We start from the raw sequence: 18061 nt of genomic DNA on the forward strand, positions 1-18061 counted from the left end.
CAACAAGGCCAACAAGGCCAGGATTCTCAGGCCAAGCAAGCATCAGGTAAAGCGCCCGGTTCAGAAAACAGCCAAAACGCTGCCGGACAGCCATCTGCTGAAGAGGAAAACGGCCAGCAACAAGGATCGCAATCTGCCCGTTCTGCGCAGCAGCAGGGTTCACCGAATCAAGGGGATGATCCTCAGCAAGCATCGCAGCCGAATTCGTCACCGTCCGCAACGGAGCAGCAGTCCAATATCGGGGCTAAACCTATCAGTTCTAAACCTGACACATCGCCTGAGTCTGAGTCTGAACAGCAAGCAAGCACAGTTCAGACTGGCAATGAAGCAAAGGGCGAAAGTGATCAAAATCCAGATGACCAGTTTACTATCGACGATCAAAACAATGCCAAGGGTGATGAAGCCGGCGGCCTGACAGCCAGCAACCCAACCTTAAAAAAATTAGAGCAAATACCAGACAGCACCAGCGAATTAATCCAGGCGCAGATCATGCTACAGGCCAGAGAAAAAGAGACGCCTGATGCACCGGAGAACCGCTGGTAATGCGTCAACAGCAGCAAGGACACACTATGAACGCCAAGCATTTCACCTTTATTTCTCAACTCGTCCAGAACCGGGTCTGGGCAGGCGTAATCCTACTCATCGCAAGCTTGCTCTCCTACTCAGCCAACGCTGCGCAGGTTGTGGCGACCGTTTCATCCAATCAGGTAGGTCTCAATGAAATCTTTGAACTGAAAGTCAGTATCGATGACAGTGTCAGTAATAATGCGTTAGACCTGTCCCCATTACAGCAAGACTTCACTGTCGGCACACCCAGTACCAGCTCTTTCAGTCGCTTTGTGAATGGCTCAGTGACTCGACGGACCGAATGGCGTGTGGCGCTGGCCGCAAAATCTACCGGAAAACTGACGATTCCGGCTTTTCGGATCGGCGCAACCCGCTCTGAACCAATCATCATCACCGTCAGTGATCAGCCAGGTCAAAACAACCCTGCGACCGATCTTGCAATTGAAGTGACCGGACGCATGGACAAGGACACTTTGTACGTCGGTGAGAGCCAGATTTATCAGGTTCAGATCAAAATTGGTGATCAACTTGAGCAGGCCAGTCTCGCTGCCCCCCAAGGCGATGGTATTGATGTCGTCCAGGTGGGCAAAGATCATCAGGCGGACACGGTCATTAATGGACGGCAATATACAATCATCAACCGCAAATACCGAATCACTGCCACCAAATCCGGCACCATGACGCTGCAAGGGGCTAAACTGACAGGAACCGCCTTCAAAAGTGGCAGAGGCCGCGGCTTCGGACTGCGCATTCCCGTCAATATTCAGGCTGAACCAAAACCTTTAACCGTGACAGGAAAACCAGACAGCTATCAGGGGCTCTGGTTGCCTACCGCGGATCTGCAACTGACACAGCAATGGCAGAACGACAGTGCAGAACTGAAAGTCGGCGAGCCCATTACCCGTGTCCTCACATTAAAAATGAAAGGGACACCTCAAAGCCAGTTGCCTGATCTTTCTCTGACTTATCCGGATGCCGTTCGTGTTTACAGCGAAAAGCCGGTCTACAGTCAGGAAAGTGACTATAGCGTCATGACCTTGAAGCAAGTGATCATTCCGCGCCAGAGTGGTGCCATCACCCTGCCCGCACTGAAAGTAAACTGGTGGAATACAAAAGATGGGAAACAGCAGCAAAGTCTGGCCGACGGCAAAACGCTTCAGGTTCAACCAGACAGCCCAGCCAGCTCCCAAACACCGGCAGCCGGCAGCCATGACAATGAGCAATCCCTGCAAAATCGCTCCCAGCCTCCTCTGGATAAGCTTTCAGGCAGTGCCGTTCAACAGCAGAGCGCTTCCCCTTTCTGGCCATGGGCAACCTTGATTGTCACTTTACTCTGGCTCATCACGCTCGTCCTCTGGCTTCGCGCACGCAGATTACTCGCCAAAGCACCTAGGGTGATAACGCCAACTGGCACCTCAGACCAATCAGCGAAAAACCAACTGATTGCTGCGGTACAGTCACAGGACCCGATACAAATCCAGACTTGTTATCAACGCTGGGATAAATCTCATCTGACGCAAAGCTACCAACAGGATTTGGAGACTGAAATTACCAAGATGATGCATGCTTATTACAGTAAATCTCCAACAGCCTGGGATCACAAACCGCTCCTGGCTTTGTTGAAGCAGGAGATCAGAGCCAAGCACAATACCGGGCAGCCAGAAGCGCTGGCACCACTCGTCCCAGATTTACCGCCAGTGAGAAGTAAAGGATGATACGCTGTTCATAGTCCGATTTATTTGATCTCTAAAGGATTATGCAGCTTGTTTGTTACATCAATTGCATTCTTATCCTGCCTTCATGGCAGGATTTTTTTTAACATTTAACATTCGGCGTTTTGCGAAGCATTCCACACACCATACTGTCAAAGGCCGGAAAACAGGCGGATTGCTCTAAAAGCAGCAATTTATTATTGATAAGTCGCTCACAAAACCAAGTCTCGGGCAAGGTTAATGATGTGTAATCTAAAAGTTTATAAAAAGAAGTGTGGAAATCCATCGATTATCCTGTTACAAAACCACCCGCAAACAACATAAAACGCTTCCGAACCAACTCAAAACATTCAGGATGTAGTATGAGTCAACCACAACCATTCCTCGCAAAAATTGCTAATGGCAGTCTGGTTATCCAGATTCTTATTGGTATCGTGGCCGGTATCGCCCTTGCTGGTGTGCATACAGAAACCGCATTAAAAGTCGGTTTCCTGGGCGGCCTGTTCGTCAGTGCCCTAAAAGCTGTTGCCCCTGTGCTAGTATTCATTCTGGTTGCATCTTCAATTGCAAATCAGAAGAAAGGTGCAAACACGAATATGAAACCCATCATCATGCTGTACCTGTTCGGTACACTGATGGCCGCGCTCACTGCAGTAACCCTGAGTTTCCTTTTCCCGACAACTCTGACTCTGGATGCAGGCACAGCGAATCAGGCAGCACCGGAAGGGATCGCTGAAGTTCTGAACACACTGCTGTTCAAAGTGGTCGATAACCCGATCAATGCCCTGATGACTGGCAATTACATCGGCATCCTGGCCTGGGCTGCTGGTTTAGGTTTCGCCCTGCATTCAGCTTCAGATGCAACAAAGCAAGTTTTCCATGACATGTCTAACGGCGTTACGCTGATCGTCCGTTTTGTCATTCGTCTGGCACCAATTGGTATCTTCGGTCTGGTGGCAGATACTTTTGCAAAAACCGGCTTTAGCGAGCTTGGTAACTACGCTCAGCTACTGGGTATACTACTGGGTTCCATGGCAATCATCGCCTTCGTTGTCAACCCAGCGATTGTTCTCTTCAAAACCAAGCAAAACCCATACCCTCTGGTTCTGAAGTGTGTGCGTGAAAGTGGTATCACCGCTTTCTTCACGCGGAGTTCAGCTGCGAACATCCCAGTGAACATGCAACTGTGTAAAGAGCTGGATCTGCATGAAGACACTTATTCTGTCTCAATCCCACTGGGTGCAACCATCAACATGGCGGGTGCAGCAATCACGATTACCGTACTGACGCTGGCTGCCGTCAATACACTGGGTATTCAGGTTGATCTGTTCACTGCCCTGCTGCTGAGCGTTGTGGCTGCTGTTTCAGCTTGTGGTGCTTCCGGCGTTGCAGGTGGTTCTCTGCTGCTGATTCCACTGGCATGCAGCCTGTTCGGTATTTCGAACGAAGTTGCGATGCAGGTTGTTGCTGTTGGCTTTATCATCGGTGTGATTCAAGACTCTGCTGAAACTGCACTCAACAGCTCAACCGACGTTATCTTCACAGCGGCAGCATGCCGTGCTGCTGAAGCTCAGGGTGCCGCGCAAACCGCGAAAGCCTAACCCTTCAGCTTACTATCTGAGACAGCAGATAGCTTAAACAAACGGCGACCCAAGGGTCGCCGTTTTGACATCTGTACCTGCCCATCAATGAGCAATGCGATTAATTTTGCAGAGATTCCAACTGCTTGTTCAGCGCATCTGTCGCATCGGCTGCCTGATCACCCATATCTTCCAGCAAATCATGTGCTTCTTCCATCGGACGCGAGTCAAGCATATCTTCGATCTGATCTTTATACGCCACACCGATATAAATCCCCAGACCCACCAGAGCAATCGCAATATATTTCAACATGTTTTATCTCGCTGTAATAAAGGGCCTACAACCCCTGAAAATGTTCAGAAACATTATAACGATATCACAAATAAGAAACGTGGAAGCTTGCTTCCAGAATCGAGTTCCCACAGAGGAGCCTGACCACCTGAATCCACAGTTTCTGCCCAGATCTCAATTCACGGAACAGGCCTGCCACCATGATCGCTACAGGCAATTATTGGGACAGGCACCCTTTCCGAGCTAGCAACACAGGGGAAGTTAACGGGACAGACACCTCTTCCGAGCCTGTAACACAGGGGAAATTCACGGGACAGGCACCCTTTCCGAGCCTGCAACGCAGGGAAAAATCACGGGACAGACACCCTTCCCAAGCTAGCAACACAGGCGAAGTTGACGGGACAGACACGCTTTAGAAATGAGACCCAAAGGCTACCTGAACGTTTGGCAAGAATGACTGCATCACCTGAGAAACAACGACAAAGCCCACGCGAACGTGGGCTTTGATAGAAATGGCTTGAATAGAAGCCTGTGACAGATTGTTCAGCAATACGCTGTAATAATTATTTTGTTTTTAAAAATGGAGACAACGCATCAAACAGCTGGTCGATTTCTTCTTGGGTGTTGTAATGCATAAAACCAATACGAATCACACCACCGCTTTCAAGGATACCCAACTGCCGACAAAGGCCTAATGCATAAAAATGACCGTTCCAAACGCACATGTTCTGCTGACCGAGGCGGGATGCTATATCCGATGGAGGAACATCTTCAACCCGAATCGCGAAAGTCGGGGTACGTTCTGCGAGTCGCGTCTCATCCTCTATCCCATACATTGTGATATTGCTGAATTTTTTGACCCAATTCAGAAAATGCTCACTCAAGGCTTCTTCATGCCTTTGATACTGCGCATAGCTGGATTCCAGTCGCTGACGCAGACTCTGTTCAGGTGCACCCCACTGGGCAAGGTAGTCGATGGCTGCAATCACACCGGCCAACCCTTCAAAGTTCTGTGTACCGGTTTCAAAACGTCCGGGACCAATATCGGTCGCGGGTTCCACTTTGTAGGGTTTCAGCGTTTGCAGCCACTGAGGGGCCACATAAGCAATCCCGACATGGGGGCCAAAAAATTTATAGGCCGAGCATGCCAGGAAGTCACAACCTAACGCCTGAACATCCACCAGTTTATGTGGCGCATAATGAACCGCATCCACATACACCTTCGCCCCGACACGATGCGCGGCTTCAACAATCCGCGCAACATCCACCAGCGAACCGGTTGTATTCGAGGCATAAGTCACGGCAACCAGGCGCGTTTTCTCACTCAGTAACGACTCAAAATGTGCATAATCCAGCGTACAGTCATCTTCATGGACACGAACCTGATGCACCAGCACGCCTTTGTCGTCCGCAGCCTGCTGCCAGCTAGACACATTGGAATAGTGATCCAAAGAAGTCACAATCACTTCATCTCCCTGCTGCCAGTCACGCGAGATCGCACGGCTGAGCTGGAAGGTCAGCGAAGTCATGTTTGCGCCAAAGATAATATTGTCTGGCGATGACGCATTTAACAGCGCCTGCGCCGCCTGACGGGCAGACGCCATCAGTGACACCGTCACTTCACTGGAGAAAAAAGCGCCGCCCAGATTTGAGTTGTAACGGCCCAGATAATCTGTCATCGCCTGAAGCACCGTGGAAGGCACCTGCGATCCCCCCGGACCATCAAAGAAATATACAGGCTCGCCATTCACCTGCTGATTCAATGCCGGAAACTGCTGGCGTACCTTCGCCACCTCAAAGTGCATAGTTTGTCTCCCGAGCCGTCAGGACAAACAGGTCCATGTAACCTTGCTGATCTTGCTTCACCGCTTTGATCGGACGCGCGTTATGCCAGAGCTGATTATCCGCCAGAATGGCCACCTCACCCTGCTCCAGTTCCATACTCAGAATCGGCAAATCATCTTTCGTCTTGTACACCATGAACTCACCCCCTTCGATGTTTTCACGGCCAAAACCAATCACGGCAATATGATCGAAGCCATCCTGATGGACCCCTTCCGGCGCAACCTGAGTTTCTCCGTCCAGTGCAGCAATGCGAATCTGATGAATTTCAATTTCCTGATCGTCAGACAAGGCATTGGCACGCTTGAACACTTCACACATCTCACGCATACCTGCACTGTAAATGATGCTGTCTTCCAGTGGTTCAAACGTACGGGCCACATTGCCCTGAAAGTGATTGATATCGTCCGACTGCATAAATGATCTTTGCGGCAGATGCTCAATACCATTCGTGGTCGTTCTCACAATCGAATAACGACGCAGACGATACTCACCGTCAGCATGGCCTGTTTTTGGTAGGTGATTAAACGAAGGGGAAAGGTCGCTAATGGCCTGTCCACTGAGTTGGGTAAGTTGAAGGGTACGATCCACTGAAACACTCATTGCATCTGCTCCTCTTAGCAAGCGCCACATCCTTAGCACACCCTGAATCTTTCAGAGCGTCCGTCTCAGCCTGCACGACAATGCAAACATCGATTAACAATTTCTTTACACGAGAGGATAAAGAAAAATTCGATTTTGCCAACCTCTTGCAGATGTAAACTTCATCAATTTGATTAAATTTAGTTAATAAGTCTAACCAAGTGAAAAACACTGGCCTAAAAAACCAGATACCTCAATCACACCCTTGAAAAACCAGAGTTCTTTGCTATACAGGAAATTAAGTTATTGATATTTAATGACTTCCGAAATTGATTCACCTCATGAAAGCTATCTCAGATCACATCAAATACCAGTTCATTATGCTGAATGTGATAAAAATCCCATTCAAAATATTGTTATGACGTTGAATCCTGATGTGATATTCGAATGAAGAAAGCCCCTGCCGTGAACCCGGATGGCTCACGGCGGAAGGCAAACATTGGAGGACTTCAAGGAGAATGGAGGATTGTGTTATGGACGTTGCGAGCTGTAAACGTACTTGTCACCGGATTGCTTGTAAAAAGCATTGTCGATAATGGCGTAGGTTATTCCGGATATCACTGCAAAAGTCACCAGTTCAGGCAAGTTCGATCTGTGATATTCTCGGCGCGGACGTTCATGAACCACAACAACATCGTGATGGTGATAATGGTGATGACGTCTCGGCTTATGATAGTAATGTTTATGTCTGTGTTTATGTCTGTGCTTATCGTACTTTCGATGTTCATAACCATGCCCATGATCTCTGCCACCATGAGCCCAACTGATTGCTGGCATGACCAAAGACAGGCACAGCGCACCAATCCATAGATTTTTCATTGAATGCCACCTGTTTTATTGTCTATTGCATTTATGTACAGCGTACATATCGCTTGGTAAACCAGTGTCAATATCAGGTAAAGCTTAAGTAAAATCACGCAACATTCGTTCAACACTCTGCATATCACATAGAATCGACACAGATGCCTGAAAATAACGACAAGATCACCGAAGAACCTGTATTAGTTCGCCATCACCAGATTGGATTGGGTTGCCCCGACTTCACTTTCGCAGCCTATATCGAAAACCGTCCGGATATGCCAGGCATGGCAACACTCGATCAATTGCAACCCGCGATACCGGGAGAAATTCACAGTATTGGTCAGGCCTGCGGCAACGGCTGGCGAAAAGTGTTTAATGTGTATGCAAAACTCATGTTCGCACTGGATAACCGGCAATTTTCCTACACGGCACACATGCCAAGCTGGCAGCACTACCGAGACCACTTTTTACTTCAATCCTCCAGCCAGACGGCACTGCTTTTCAGCCCGCCCAATCTGATAGCAGTGCCTGACGAGGCTTGCAGCCCCAAATATCACATCATCATGGGACGGACGTACGCCAAAAAGTTGATCAGCACTGGCCAACTGACCGCTCCCCTGATCTGGCTGGACCACGAATTTGCCATCAATCGCGAGCATCGGCTGGTGGTCTGTCCATATTTCGATTACCGGCAACTTTCCAACATCAAGATCGAACGCTTAGCAGCAATACTCGCAGAGTTTGGGAACTGAGAAAAAAGCGAAACAACCCAAAAATTAAAAACATCTATGCTTTTAAATCTATGCTTTTAAAGTGTCTGTCCTGATTCTGGCGGTCTGGGGGCTGTATGCTGAACGAGCTGCAAACCATGATTTTCGAACTCGGGATCATTGTGGTCAGTTCAGCTTTATTGGGCACTCTGTTCTTATACGCCCGCCAGCCGATCATTCTCGCGTATATTGCTGCGGGCATCCTTCTTGGGCCAAGTGGTTTCGGACTGCTGAACGATAATGACCGAATCATCCAGTTTGGACAGTTCGGTGTGATTCTGCTGCTGTTCCTGCTGGGGCTCAATCTGCAACCCTTTAAACTTATCAGCCTGTTTCAGGAATCTGCCTTAATCACACTGGGTACCTGCTGTTTGTTTTTTCTGGTGACATTAGGGTTTGGCTGGACGATCGGGTTGTCTCTCGGTGATGCACTGGTCGCTGCCGCTGCACTGATGTTTTCCAGCACAGTCATCGGGCTGAAGCTGATTCCAACCACAACCCTGCACCATCAGCGTCTGGGGGAAGTGATGACAAGCGTCTTACTGATTCAGGATATGCTGGCAATTATTGTGATTCTGTTTCTGAACGTCCGCACTCCGGATGCAATGGTCAGCGCTTTCGTGCTCATTCTGCTGAAACTGGCTCTGCTATGTTTGCTGGCTTATCTGGGCGTACGCTATTTGGTCCTGCCTTTGTTCCGGCGCTTTGATGTCATTCAGGAGTATACATTCGTCGCTGCGCTGGCCTGGTGCCTGCTCTGGGCAGAAACCGCACATCTGGCTGGCCTGTCTTATGAGATCGGCGCATTTGTCGCTGGGCTTTCCATTGCTATCAGCCGCGTGTCTCAAGCCATCTCTCTGCACCTGAAACCTTTAAGAGAGTTTTTCCTGATTCTGTTTTTCTTCGCCGTTGGGGCAAAAATGGAATTCACACGCGGAGATGTTGTTCTGCTGTGGGGATGCTTGTTCGGCGTGATTCTGATTTTGGTGAAAGCACTCGGTTTCGCATTTGCCTTGAAACTCGCTCAAGAAAAGGCCACCTGGGAGTTATCGGCCCGCCTGAGTCAGGCCAGCGAGTTTTCACTCTTACTGGCCTATACCGCTTTAACGGCCGGACTGGTTTCCGATCAGGGTATGCTGTTTATTCAGGCGGCCACGCTGACCACCTTCATTTTATCGACATACTGGGTTGTGAGCCGATTCCCTACCCCGATCTCCAGTGCGAAGAACCTGCGTAGAGATTAAGCCGTACGACGCTGGCATTGCATAGAGAAATGATCCGCTGGGGTGATGTGATACCACATTTCAAACTTCGCGGTGTTTTTCCCTTTCATCACAGGCTGCAGGAAAATACGGTAGCCCATTAAATCACGCTGGGCATCATAGCCGAACGGGTCTGCCTTATACGGATCCACCAGAATTTCCCGTTTCATTGAGACAGGTTTCAGTCGGTATTGACCTTCATGCGCTTCCAGCAGATAGTCGACAAAGAGATTAAATTCCAGCTCAGTTTTTCCCTGCTCCTGATAACGAATCCACTCTTTTGAAACCACTTTACCATCGCGGTGAATCTCGTAATTCACCCAGCTCTCTTCCTTTTCTGATGCTTTCTTATCGGGCAAACATTGCCATTTTCCGACCAGCTCTGACATTGAAGCGAAATGTGTCACCTCCGGTTTCGCTGCCAATGCAGGTGTGGCCAGCAACATCATTGCCAGGCATCCGCCCTGCGTCCATGACCTCATCCATTTACCCTCTTTATATTGATTGCAAAACCTAAGATAGCCGACTTCACCACATGGCTCCACCCGGTTTTCCCAAAAATCAGACATAAAAAAAGGAGCCAAGGCTCCTTCTTTTCAGTTCATTCAGAACAGGTTCAATTCAGGACGGTTTCACCTGAAGCTGTCCAAGACCATCATCAGTCGTCTGCGAAGAAGCGGATGCCGTCTTGTCACTCCGCTTCTCAGCCAGATAAGCCAGTAAAGTGCTTACCGACACGATCGGCCCCATCATGTTGACCCGCATTGGCGAGCCGACAGCACCCAGGTGCAGCTCCGATACATCCGATGCGGAGTAATTGTATTTGTAGTTGAACTTGTCCGTTGCCAGATGGAGCAAATCAAACTCCTTCCGGTGGCAAGAGATATACGCACGCCAGTACATCGCATCCAGCACTTCTTCAGGACGATAGGCCCGAAGAATAAAGCGCCAGCTGCCATCCTCACCGTAAAAATCCAGCGGGAATATCTGTTTTATTTTTCTTTTGCTTAACAAGGTAAATCTATCCACTTAGTCAGCGAGACCCTCGAATTATCCAAGGATTGGGACAGATTGGAAGAAAAAAAAGCAAAAAAATGACAATTTTGACAATTCGTTTCAGAATTCTCAGGAGGAATAATTGGGATGCAATCTTCGGGAGGATACCACAAAAAAAATGCACATTTCAGTCTTGTGGAAAAATTTTCTCCACCTATAATGCTGAAAACCGGAGCGTCTGCCAACGCTCCGGTTTTTTTGTGCCTGCTCTTCAGCCCATGACACTATCTGCCAATAGTTCATACACTGAGAGCAATATCCGATAGCAACACTGAAGACAGATAAGGAAACTTCAATGCGTATCGAACAAGACCTGAAATTGGGATTCAAAGATGTTCTGTTTCGTCCGAAACGATCAACGCTGAAAAGCCGTTCTCAAGTTGAATTAACCCGCGATTTTACATTCAAGCATAGTGGTCGTCAATGGTCTGGTGTCCCGATTATTGCCGCAAACATGGATTCTGTCGGCAGCTTCGACATGGCTGCTGCACTGGCGAAACACCATGTGATGACCGCCATTCACAAGCATTACTCTGTCGATGACTGGGCTGGCTTTGTGCACAACCACAGTGCAGAGGTGCTGAAGCATGTCATGGTTTCGACTGGAACTTCAGAAGCCGATTTCCAGAAAACCAAAGACATCATGGCCCTGTCTGACGATCTGCTGTTTATCTGCATCGACATCGCGAACGGTTATTCTGAACATCTGGTTGAGTACGTCGAAAAAGTCCGCACAGCTTTCCCGGATAAAGTCATCAGCGCCGGTAACGTAGTCACGGGCGACATGGTCGAAGAACTGATTCTGGCCGGTGCCGATATTGTCAAAGTCGGGATTGGCCCTGGCTCTGTATGCACCACCCGCGTGAAAACCGGTGTCGGCTACCCGCAACTGTCTGCCATCATCGAATGTGCCGACGCTGCACACGGTCTGGGCGGTCAGATCATCGGCGACGGCGGCTGTACCTGTGCCGGTGACGTCTCGAAAGCCTTCGGTGGCGGCGCCGATTTCGTCATGCTCGGCGGCATGCTGGCCGGCCATGAAGAAAGCAACGGTGAAATCGTTGAAAAAGACGGCAAAACTTACATGAAGTTCTATGGGATGTCATCCCAGAGCGCGATGGACAAGCATTCCGGCGGTGTTGCCAACTATCGTGCCGCTGAAGGAAAAACCGTACTATTGCCATACCGTGGCCCGGTGGAAAACACCATTCAAGATATCATGGGCGGCGTGCGCTCAACCTGCACCTACGTTGGCGCGGCGAAGCTCAAAGAGCTGACCAAACGCACCACCTTCATCCGTGTACAAGAGCAAGAAAACAACGTGTACGGAAGAGAATAACTCGGTTTTTCCGAGGTATTTGAGGCCGCTTTTAGCGGCCTTTTTTGTGCCCCAAAACGCCAAGTGTCTACAAAGTGTCTACACCTGAGAAATTTTTCTCACAGAAACCATGATTTCTTCAGCTCCTTTTCTCCCCCTAAGCGACTCAATATCTGATGAAAGATTTTGAAATCTAAGGTTCAACAAAACCATTATAACTATATGTTTTAAAAGGAATAATTTAGCCCATGAAAATTCCCCTTTGATCCTTAGATCAATCTAACTCCTGACGGAAATCATCGAAACCCATAAATTTCAATAGCTTACGATAGACCGAAGATCAAATCTCGATCATATCTTTTTCAATTTACTGAAAGTTTTTTCAATTTTTGAAATTCCTATTTTTCTACAGACCCCAGCAAACTAGCACCTTCGGGGTACAATTTTCATTAATCCAAAACTGAAAAAAATCTACCTCGAAAACCTCGCAGGCGGGGAGGAGGAGTGCGGATTTCGTCACGCGATCACTCCATTCCATGACCGTTAGAGTGAGATTGCCAGCAGACAACAAAAAAGCGCCCATGCTGGGCGCTTATTGGTTTGGGGCTATCTCTGTCGCATCAGTTTAATTTTGTCGCATAAGTTCTAACGCTAATATTTTTCCACCCATTGTCCTTTATCAGTTTCTCAGCCAGTTCATTGGCTGCATCTTGTGTCTCACCTTTTACCGAGATTACAAAAAAGTTTTCGATTCCATCTCTTCGAACAGTATTCGCCCATTCGTTATAGTTTTTCCCAACCTCACCCCCCTCATCAATTTTTTGAAAAATGGCTCTACGAATTGATTCAGGGCTTGTGCTCATACTGCCTAATAATTTTAGGTAGCCTTGATTGCCCGTTGGGTAAGCTTCCCAAGTGTTTAAATTAAGGCAAATGACTTTTTGGAACGTTGTTTCGACCATATGATAATCCTTTAGAAATAACTAAGTCAGTCAATACCAATCAACTTGCACATACTAAGTTATAGAATATAGCCCTTTTGAGATTCCGCTACTGACGTTTACCTTGGCATTCTGCGTGATTTCCTCCACCACAGCTGCCGCGATCGCTTCGGCCATATCCCCAGCGGCAGCATGCTCCCCTTCAGTCACAAAGCCCTTGGCTTTCAGGTTGGTGATGATCTTCTGCTTCAATGAGTCTTTGTTGAGTGCCATGGTTACTTCCCTGCGAATACGGTGGCTGAGACATCCACATGCGGCTTGCCTGTGAACGGGCAGATGGTCGCGCCGGTGCAGACGCCTTTGCCGCCGTTGAGTTTGATGGTGTCGGCATCCTCGGTGATGTTCTTTGCCTGAATGATGAGGTCTTTGCTGACGGTTAGCTTTGCCTGGCCTTCGATGGTTTCGATTCGGTCTTTGAGCACGGTGATTTCCTCATTCTGCTTGATGAGGACTTTCCGCAGCTGCTCAATGACTGCCATGTAGTTGGTCGCGTTCACATTGCGGTCGATACAGTTCAGGGTGGCATTTTGGTCGGTGGTGCTCTCAAAGTTACCCGCCTGATCAACCAGATGGTAAACCCCTTGGCGCTGCTGGTAACGGGATTCCCCTTCTAAAATACCCGGCAGCCGAAATCCCAGCGGCAACACGCAGCGGATAAACGGCTTATCCGCCTGGCCGAACATCCAGCCGATTTCAACAATGCTCCCTTTCGCGGGCGGCTCCAGTCGTCCGGCCATCTCGCCCACGCCGGGCACCGGCAGCGGGACCGCCTGTAATGGTGGTCGGTCTTTCAGGTCATTCCCCTGCTCATCCAGCAACTGCACATCAACCGCATAACGGGGATAAAAACGCTCGGACAGGTCGCCTTCCTTTGGGAGTTCAGGCAAGGCAACCACTTTTCCCCAGCGGGGCAAATGTGCTTTTGCGGTCAACTCCGGGAAGAGGCGGTATATCATCCGTCGGAGGGTGTTTAAGTCCATGTCAGTTTCACCTCTGTGCCCGTGAATTCCACCGCCTTGAGGCGAATGCCATTGACCAGGGCACCGGGCTTGAGTTTGGGGATACAGGGGATCATGGCGCTTTTGTTGGCCGTGTGGCCCGTCATCAGTTCATTGGGTATTGTGACGGGTTTATCCGCCCAGTAACTGTCTTGCCAGCTACCGACAAAAATCTGGCCATTGCCTTGCTGCTGCCAGAAGAAATCCGGCACGCTGAAGGTGGCGGCCAGCTCATCAATAACGCGGTAACCATTGCCGTCACTGTAAAAACAGGGCGCTGCTGTTTTGCTGTAGGCCCGCTCAGGCACCACGAACTGCAGCCCGGTTTTGTCACTGACATGGCTGAGCAACTGCATCATGGTCGGGTGACGCATGATGACCGGCAGCGGCCGATAGAGCACTGCAGCCAGCTCCCGGCAAAAAATATTCGACCAGCCTTTCTGGGTAGGCTGAACCCGTTCCACATACCCCAGAAACACCCGGCTGAGGTTCTCCCCCCATCCCAGATCAACGGCGACAATGCTGTTCACCTCCGGTGTGCCTTCAATGACCAGTTGAGCCCGGCCCGGCGCCGTATCATCAAAGGTCAGCCGGTGTGAGCTGACCTTGGTTTTCTGGCAGCCAATATAGACCTGCGCGGTAAAGTGTGGATTGTTCATGCCAGCTGGTTATCCAAATATTTCAGGAATCGCATGAAACCAGACATTTCAACTTCTGTCCCCGGTGGTACTTCAGCAGAAGCAATGACTTCAATTGCTGCCGTGGTAACACCCTGCGCTTTTTGTTGCACTGCTGATTTTTCTCCCTGGCGTTGTTCAGCCCGCTCAGGCACCGACATGTGTTCAACCAGCTCAAAACTCACCGCCCACTGACGCAGGGATTCCTGCTCATCCGCCCGGATGTTGCCCTGAAACTTCACTTCACGGATTTTCAAGGCTTGTGCCGTCTGGTTGCTGATGCGGTATACCTGGCGGGCATTGTTGTCTTTGGCCCCGGCCAGTTCGAACAGCTTGCTGAGATGTTGCTGGCGTTCAAAGGGAATGGTGCCACTCACAGACAGCACCTTGGCTTTGTCCCCGGTTTCTGCCTGGTCGGTGGCGGCTGTCTGGCCGGACATATCCTGTCCGGCAAGTTGCTGGCGTGCACTGACGCGCAGGGATTTAAGGGGGAGCTGGGTGCCGGAGAGGGTCAGCATCAGAGCACCACCAAATCCAGCGCCTGGATTTCGTTGTCGCTCAGCGTCTGAATCACATCATCACAATAGTGCCGGACATCAAACGAGAGCCGGTTCCCTTTCGCCAGATTGACCGTGGTGTTCTGGCTCATCGTGCCCCCGAGCCCTGTGCCCATCATGGTGATGGGTCCCACTGCATGGCGGGATTGATTCGCTGCAGTATTATTCAGCAACACCATGCCAGTACCGTTTGGAGCGCTTTGATTTGCTACCCAAATACAATAGAGATTCAGGGACAACTGAATATTTTTCTTCGCTTCAATGTAGTAATCACTGTGTACTTTAAAAAAGTCATTCTCGTAGTCTGGCAACAGCAGTTTAGTATCAACCCCCTGATTAGGCAGGGTTTGCGCAGGCAGTTTCAGCTTGACCCGGCGGGTTTTCAGCTCAAAGTTATCTGCACGGGATCGGCCCAGTTCACTGCCATCCCGGCCGACTTTCAAGCGGGGCTTTTCAACCACAACTTCAGCATTCTCCGGCAAACGCAGATAAGGCCGGATTTCTGCGGCCTCTGCCGGGATCAACGCATTAGTTGCATACCGGCGTTCTTTTCCGGAGTCGATAAGCATCTCGCCTGTTTCAACACTTTTTCCGGGGATCAATGTGCCGTTCAAATCATAGAAATGCACCCCCAGTTTAATGGATACATCACTGGCAGTAATTTTTGCTGAGAAGGTTACGGGCTGGTTTTCAATCAGGTAATCCTGCTCCGGCAATATCCGCCAAATGACCGAATCCACCGCTGTCGTACTGATTGCAATCGTCTCCGGGTCTGACTGACTGACGGTCGTGTTGTTCCCGTTGGAGGCCATCCAGCCATTCACACCGGATTCGATGACATCGCCAATTTGCATAAACTGCTGATTCGAGGTGCCAACCACCATCCTGACCTGCTGCGCCGTGGTCATCACTGAAAGCTGGCCGGCATCAACCTGTGCGCGGCAATACGCCAGCATGTCATTCAGCTTTGCCGGTGTCAGCTCATGAATATCCGTCACCTTGTGCCCGTAAATACACACATGCTCTTTATTTTTAATCACCCGGTCGATCAGGGCTTTAAAATCATTGAGCGCAATCTTATCAATATTGAACCGGCTTAATTTCATCGGGTCCGTACGAACATCAATGCGCCCGTTCAAAGGACCATATTGAGTACAGGCATAGGCATGTCGCTCAGAGAGCAGATACTGGTAATCCCCATGTGCGACGGAATACGGCGTCACCCAGCCAAATACCGGTATCCCCAATGCATTGAGAGTATCGCAGCAGGTATCCACCTCTGCCCGGACGACCGTTGGCTCATGCACAAATTGACTAATGTCTTTATGGGTTGCACCATGGTTAATAATTTCATGCCCGCTGTCATACAGCTTTTTCAGCTGATATCGCGATAATCGCCCGGTCCGTTCAATAAATTGCGGGGCGTTCACTGCAAAACCGGCCCTGAAGCCATGAGCTTCAAACTGGCTGGCAACATTGAGATGATCAGACGTACCGTCATCAAATATAAATGAAATCGACGGCGTATCGACCAGACGACTGGTCACGAAGTCATTCACGGCCTGGCGGGGGCGGCAGTCTTCCACTGACCCATCGGCCAGAACCCTGGCAATTTTACAGACATTGTGATTCGTTTCCGGTGTCGTAGCCGGATCTTTCCAGTCATCCAGTTCAGCGGCATCCACCACAAAGTTGAACTTTGTTTCCCATGCCCCGGTCGGCGTCCCTTCCCGCCATGTATCCAGATAAATGAATGCGGGCTTATCCGTGACCTGCAGGTTACGATCAAACGCCATCTCAACCCGGTTCCCGGAAACATAGCCGCATCCCGCTTTGATGTTGTATGCCGACGATTGCGGCGTGACCAGAAAACCGTCGTCGATAAACCAGTCCTTGCCGTTCATGTCCATAATTGCCAGGGCGCGGTCTTCATCCATGCGTTTCAGCCGTTTGGCTGAATCATATTGCCAGGTCGAGGCATCAACGGTGATGTTGGTCATTTCCGCTATGTCTTTGTATTCCAGTACCACAGAGCGCACCAGGGTGTTACCTGCAACCCCGGGTTCGTCTGCCGTTTTCGGAGTCAGTTTGTGGTGATCTATGGTCACCAGCACCCCATATTCAGTGCTGTATGCCCCGGTCCAGTTGAATTCAAACGGCCCTTCATCGCTTTTCAGGGTCGTCGAGTAGATCACCGCATCTGCGCTGAGTCGCCCCCGCTGCTCCACGGCCTTTTCAAACACCACATACTCAGCCGGAACATCATCTTCCGGCTGTGGAAATCCGGACAGATTCGGGATATTTGCAAAAATCAGTTTGTCTATCGTTAACGGGGTTTCTTCTGCATTCACCTGTGCCAGCAGCGCTTTACCGGCAGCGGTGAGAATTTTTGTTTCCGTGTTATTTGTCATTCGGCTCAGCCTTTTATCGTTGCTGTGTAATATTCACATTCCATGCTCAGCACCTTGGGGGACATAGGAATATTGATTCGTGATTTGATGTGGGCTGCCTCTAAACTGGCGTCAACAGACAGGCTTTTTACGACCACGGGCAGCTGGATATAACTGGTGTACTGGTATCGCCGACAGGTGCGGCCATACTGACGAATGACGGTGTCGAGCAACCGGGGGACTTCGGTTAAATCACCGTCTCTGATTTCCAGACTGACCACATCCCAATCAACGTTTTGCAGCCGTTCATCCTGGGTGATGTGGGGATAGCCCAACTTGTCGAACATCTCTTCCCAGCCTGCCTTGCTGCCGCCTTCGCTGGCAAAGCTGTAGGCATGGGCGACCCGGATGCGATAGATGTCTTCCGGCTCTTCACCCAGCCGGGTGACGTCCCGCTGCCATGCCATCAAATCGACAATGCCCAGCGGGGCCGTCAGCGGGTCGTGTTGTTGAAGCGGCATTTTCAGAGCGGCTTCTACATGACCCCAGTACTTGTGCAGCGCGCGGGCGAACTTCGCCAGCTCGCCTCGGCCCAT

Annotated in this window: 18 protein-coding genes and 1 pseudogene; 6 read left to right on the top strand and 13 right to left on the bottom strand. The window is 49.9% G+C overall.

Features of this window, described 5'->3' with window-relative positions; all coding sequences use genetic code 11:
• From EA58_RS21830 to sstT, 3 genes and pseudogenes are all read left to right on the top strand, one after another.
• Positions 1–543, top strand: a pseudogene (locus EA58_RS21830) (hypothetical protein); the annotation flags it as partial.
• Positions 544–569: 26 nt separating this feature from the next.
• On the top strand, positions 570–2282 hold the full coding sequence (locus tag EA58_RS19925) for a BatD family protein (RefSeq protein ID WP_036757305.1): 1713 nt from the start codon (positions 570–572) through the stop codon (positions 2280–2282).
• 359 nt (positions 2283–2641) lie between these two features.
• Entirely contained in the window at positions 2642–3880 is a 1239-nt protein-coding gene (sstT, locus tag EA58_RS19930; RefSeq protein WP_036757187.1) for a serine/threonine transporter SstT, read from the top strand.
• A 100-nt stretch (positions 3881–3980) separates the two neighbouring features.
• Here the strand turns inward: sstT and EA58_RS19935 are convergent, their stop codons facing one another.
• From EA58_RS19935 to EA58_RS21455, 4 genes are all read right to left on the bottom strand, one after another.
• A complete protein-coding gene (locus EA58_RS19935; protein ID WP_036757189.1) occupies positions 3981–4172 on the bottom strand; it encodes a hypothetical protein in 192 nt (63 codons plus the stop codon).
• 542 nt (positions 4173–4714) lie between these two features.
• A complete protein-coding gene (locus EA58_RS19940; RefSeq protein ID WP_036757192.1) occupies positions 4715–5956 on the bottom strand; it encodes a cysteine desulfurase-like protein in 1242 nt (413 codons plus the stop codon).
• On the bottom strand, positions 5946–6596 hold the full coding sequence (locus EA58_RS19945) for a 2OG-Fe dioxygenase family protein (protein WP_036757195.1): 651 nt from the start codon (positions 6594–6596) through the stop codon (positions 5946–5948). The genes EA58_RS19940 and EA58_RS19945 overlap by 11 nt, the downstream gene beginning before the upstream one ends.
• 510 nt (positions 6597–7106) lie before the next feature.
• Complete coding sequence (locus EA58_RS21455; RefSeq protein ID WP_081819773.1) at positions 7107–7454, bottom strand: hypothetical protein; 348 nt, start codon at positions 7452–7454, stop codon at positions 7107–7109.
• A 143-nt stretch (positions 7455–7597) separates the two neighbouring features.
• On the opposite strand from EA58_RS21455, the gene EA58_RS19955 reads away from it, so the two are divergent.
• Both EA58_RS19955 and EA58_RS19960 read left to right on the top strand, forming a co-directional pair.
• Positions 7598–8188: a DUF6942 family protein gene (locus EA58_RS19955; protein WP_051642284.1), complete on the top strand. Its 591-nt coding sequence runs from the start codon at positions 7598–7600 to the stop codon at positions 8186–8188.
• Between the two features lie 95 nt (positions 8189–8283).
• Positions 8284–9450 carry a cation:proton antiporter gene (locus EA58_RS19960; RefSeq protein ID WP_036757201.1) on the top strand — a complete coding sequence of 389 codons (1167 nt, stop codon included), beginning with the start codon at positions 8284–8286 and terminating at the stop codon, positions 9448–9450.
• Here EA58_RS19960 and EA58_RS19965 read toward each other — a convergent pair.
• Positions 9447–9950, bottom strand: coding sequence for a hypothetical protein (locus EA58_RS19965; protein ID WP_036757310.1), 504 nt, complete (start codon positions 9948–9950; stop codon positions 9447–9449). The two genes, EA58_RS19960 and EA58_RS19965, sit on opposite strands and share 4 nt — an antisense overlap.
• 139 nt (positions 9951–10089) lie before the next feature.
• Complete coding sequence (locus EA58_RS19970) at positions 10090–10497, bottom strand: hypothetical protein (RefSeq protein WP_235199661.1); 408 nt, start codon at positions 10495–10497, stop codon at positions 10090–10092.
• Between the two features lie 322 nt (positions 10498–10819).
• Here EA58_RS19970 and EA58_RS19975 point away from each other — a divergent pair, with 322 nt between their 5' ends.
• Positions 10820–11863, top strand: coding sequence for a GMP reductase (locus EA58_RS19975; RefSeq protein WP_036757206.1), 1044 nt, complete (start codon positions 10820–10822; stop codon positions 11861–11863).
• A 599-nt stretch (positions 11864–12462) separates the two neighbouring features.
• Here the strand turns inward: EA58_RS19975 and EA58_RS19980 are convergent.
• From EA58_RS19980 to EA58_RS20010, 7 genes are read right to left on the bottom strand one after another with little or no spacing between them, the layout of a single operon-like run.
• Positions 12463–12804, bottom strand: coding sequence for a hypothetical protein (locus EA58_RS19980; RefSeq protein WP_036757209.1), 342 nt, complete (start codon positions 12802–12804; stop codon positions 12463–12465).
• A 54-nt stretch (positions 12805–12858) separates the two neighbouring features.
• The gene (locus EA58_RS19985) at positions 12859–13056 is read right to left on the bottom strand and encodes a hypothetical protein (RefSeq protein WP_036757212.1); all 198 of its coding nucleotides are present in this window, start codon (positions 13054–13056) and stop codon (positions 12859–12861) included.
• 2 nt (positions 13057–13058) lie between these two features.
• On the bottom strand, positions 13059–13823 hold the full coding sequence (locus tag EA58_RS19990; protein ID WP_036757214.1) for a hypothetical protein: 765 nt from the start codon (positions 13821–13823) through the stop codon (positions 13059–13061).
• Positions 13814–14500 (bottom strand): hypothetical protein, encoded by a 687-nt coding sequence (locus tag EA58_RS19995; RefSeq protein WP_036757217.1) that lies wholly within the window; start codon positions 14498–14500, stop codon positions 13814–13816. Before EA58_RS19995 ends, EA58_RS19990 begins: the two co-directional genes overlap by 10 nt.
• Complete coding sequence (locus tag EA58_RS20000) at positions 14497–15036, bottom strand: baseplate complex protein (protein WP_036757220.1); 540 nt, start codon at positions 15034–15036, stop codon at positions 14497–14499. Before EA58_RS20000 ends, EA58_RS19995 begins: the two co-directional genes overlap by 4 nt.
• A complete protein-coding gene (locus EA58_RS20005) occupies positions 15036–17486 on the bottom strand; it encodes a phage tail-collar fiber domain-containing protein (RefSeq protein ID WP_036757223.1) in 2451 nt (816 codons plus the stop codon). Before EA58_RS20005 ends, EA58_RS20000 begins: the two co-directional genes overlap by 1 nt.
• Positions 17487–17491: 5 nt before the next feature.
• Positions 17492–18061: a hemolysins-related protein gene (locus EA58_RS20010; RefSeq protein WP_036757313.1), complete on the bottom strand. Its 570-nt coding sequence runs from the start codon at positions 18059–18061 to the stop codon at positions 17492–17494.

The organism is Photobacterium galatheae, from assembly GCF_000695255.1.
Taxonomy (GTDB): Bacteria; Pseudomonadota; Gammaproteobacteria; order Enterobacterales; family Vibrionaceae; genus Photobacterium; species Photobacterium galatheae.

What these genes read in the sequence shown, in the direction of transcription:
- EA58_RS21455 (WP_081819773.1), bottom strand. Translation starts at nt 7,454, where the DNA reads ATGAAAAATCTATGGATTGGTGCGCTGTGCCTGTCTTTGGTCATGCCA.
- EA58_RS20000 (WP_036757220.1), bottom strand. Translation starts at nt 15,036, where the DNA reads ATGCTGACCCTCTCCGGCACCCAGCTCCCCCTTAAATCCCTGCGCGTC.
- EA58_RS20005 (WP_036757223.1), bottom strand. Translation starts at nt 17,486, where the DNA reads ATGACAAATAACACGGAAACAAAAATTCTCACCGCTGCCGGTAAAGCG.
- EA58_RS19990 (WP_036757214.1), bottom strand. Translation starts at nt 13,823, where the DNA reads ATGGACTTAAACACCCTCCGACGGATGATATACCGCCTCTTCCCGGAG.
- EA58_RS20010 (WP_036757313.1), bottom strand. Translation starts at nt 18,061, where the DNA reads ATGGGCCGAGGCGAGCTGGCGAAGTTCGCCCGCGCGCTGCACAAGTAC.
- EA58_RS19985 (WP_036757212.1), bottom strand. Translation starts at nt 13,056, where the DNA reads ATGGCACTCAACAAAGACTCATTGAAGCAGAAGATCATCACCAACCTG.
- EA58_RS19945 (WP_036757195.1), bottom strand. Translation starts at nt 6,596, where the DNA reads ATGAGTGTTTCAGTGGATCGTACCCTTCAACTTACCCAACTCAGTGGA.
- EA58_RS19925 (WP_036757305.1), top strand. Translation starts at nt 570, where the DNA reads ATGAACGCCAAGCATTTCACCTTTATTTCTCAACTCGTCCAGAACCGG.
- EA58_RS19995 (WP_036757217.1), bottom strand. Translation starts at nt 14,500, where the DNA reads ATGAACAATCCACACTTTACCGCGCAGGTCTATATTGGCTGCCAGAAA.
- EA58_RS19935 (WP_036757189.1), bottom strand. Translation starts at nt 4,172, where the DNA reads ATGTTGAAATATATTGCGATTGCTCTGGTGGGTCTGGGGATTTATATC.
- EA58_RS19940 (WP_036757192.1), bottom strand. Translation starts at nt 5,956, where the DNA reads ATGCACTTTGAGGTGGCGAAGGTACGCCAGCAGTTTCCGGCATTGAAT.
- EA58_RS19955 (WP_051642284.1), top strand. Translation starts at nt 7,598, where the DNA reads ATGCCTGAAAATAACGACAAGATCACCGAAGAACCTGTATTAGTTCGC.
- sstT (WP_036757187.1), top strand. Translation starts at nt 2,642, where the DNA reads ATGAGTCAACCACAACCATTCCTCGCAAAAATTGCTAATGGCAGTCTG.
- EA58_RS19960 (WP_036757201.1), top strand. Translation starts at nt 8,284, where the DNA reads ATGCTGAACGAGCTGCAAACCATGATTTTCGAACTCGGGATCATTGTG.
- EA58_RS19980 (WP_036757209.1), bottom strand. Translation starts at nt 12,804, where the DNA reads ATGGTCGAAACAACGTTCCAAAAAGTCATTTGCCTTAATTTAAACACT.
- EA58_RS19975 (WP_036757206.1), top strand. Translation starts at nt 10,820, where the DNA reads ATGCGTATCGAACAAGACCTGAAATTGGGATTCAAAGATGTTCTGTTT.
- EA58_RS19965 (WP_036757310.1), bottom strand. Translation starts at nt 9,950, where the DNA reads ATGAGGTCATGGACGCAGGGCGGATGCCTGGCAATGATGTTGCTGGCC.